At 35.0% G+C, this 802-nt stretch carries 1 pseudogene; it reads right to left on the reverse strand.

From position 1 onward, the window contains the following. Positions 1 to 197: 197 nt before the first annotated feature. A pseudogene (locus tag G6W43_RS10495) lies at positions 198 to 802 on the reverse strand (thioredoxin reductase); the annotation flags it as partial.

Below are 802 nucleotides of genomic sequence, written 5' to 3' on the forward strand. Positions count from 1 at the left end.
TTAAAACAAGAGTTGATCTATTGTTTTCTTTATTGATGTTTATGCTGTACTGACTGTAATCCTTAATAGGACTTAGGGTTTTTATGTCGGTGAATTTTTGCTTTACAAGGTTGGATTTGTTGGGTCTTTGCATTGTAGTAGCCTATTATGAAATGGGGTTTGGCTCCAAGTGGAGCCATAGATATTAAATTTATTCTTTAATCCTTTATATTATGCTCTTTAGCATAGCTTAAGATCTTTTGCCTAAGATCTTCTGGGAAGCTATCTCTATATATGACTGGTGTTAGAGGGTTTAGCTTTTTATCTAATTTACCAGCCTCATATAGTCTTGTTAGCTCTTCTGGTGTGTTGTAGTATGGTGCATTTGGATATCCTTCTGGTGGGGTTAGAGACATTATCTTGGCTTCTAGGAGGGTGGAGTCGATGTAGAGACTTAAGTCACGATCGTCCCATGTGTTTGGAAAAGCGTACTCATCAAATTTATCTTGGTAAAATTTCATTTCTTTATTTACATAGCTCACAAATTCTTCCCTAGTAGTCTCGTTTGCATCAAGGTCTCTAGGATCTAATAGTTTTCCTTCATCTTCTACTAATTTTCTTAGATGTCTATGCATTGATCCAGAAGTATTTTGTGCTACTCCGTCTCTATTAAAATCCATCACGAAGTAATTTCCTACTATCTCATCAAGATAAGGTATCATTCCATATTCATCTAGTGGGGGATTTTTAGCTAGTCTTCTAAATTCTTCAGCCATTTGTAAATTTTTATTTAGACCTACTAGATAGGTAGAGTATTCAAACA

Source organism: Campylobacter concisus (assembly GCF_015229965.1).
In the GTDB taxonomy this organism is placed as follows: domain Bacteria; phylum Campylobacterota; class Campylobacteria; order Campylobacterales; family Campylobacteraceae; genus Campylobacter_A; species Campylobacter_A concisus_BD.